Raw genomic sequence first — 727 nt, forward strand, 5'->3', positions numbered from 1 at the left:
TCTTGCCCTGTTTTTTCCCCAGGCAGCATAAGTCCAATGAGAACCGGGGTTTTCTGTATTCTCAACAAAATCAGGTATTCTTTCAATACCTCCATCTACATTTCTCTTTAATGCTCCTGTGTGGGGATCTGCTTCAGCAATTCTATCTGGGTCTGGTGATAAATTGATCTTATATTTACCCTCTGGTGTAGGCCCAATATCACTATAACGCTGGTATTTAGCTTGTTGTGGATTTATTGTTTCCTGTTTTCTTTTTCCATTAGGAAGAGTGGTTATTTTAATTGCACTTGCCATTCCTGATGTTGCTTTATATACTGCAATTAGGTTCTTTCTATTGCCATATTTACCACCATACCAATAAACTCTATTTCCAGTAGATAGTATCCAATCCTTTCCATCTATTTCAATGAACTTAATAGGATTATCCATAGTATAACAATATCCAGTAACATTCGGATATTTTTCCGCCAGCGGGTCCACCCCTAACCACATGGAGATTTTGGGATCCATGTACCTTGCCCCATAGTAGTACAGACCCGTTTCTTGGTCAAACTCCTTGCCGTTGAACTTGTACGGCATTTCCTCGGACGAAGAATGTTCATCCACGAGCAGTTCTCCATAGGGCAGGTAGGCATCAAACTGGGTGATGTTGGCCTTGGCATCGGTGATGTAGGAGGTGCTGCCGAGGTGGTCACTATGATAGAAGAAGATTTCCTCGGTGTTGGTC

Annotated in this window: 1 pseudogene; it reads right to left on the bottom strand. The window is 42.0% G+C overall.

The window, feature by feature from the left end:
- Nucleotides 1-393: 393 nt before the first annotated feature.
- Nucleotides 394-727, bottom strand: a pseudogene (locus BN93_RS16040) (RHS repeat domain-containing protein); the annotation flags it as partial.

It is taken from the genome of Prevotella conceptionensis 9403948, assembly GCF_000312305.1.
Classification (GTDB): domain Bacteria; phylum Bacteroidota; class Bacteroidia; order Bacteroidales; family Bacteroidaceae; genus Prevotella; species Prevotella conceptionensis.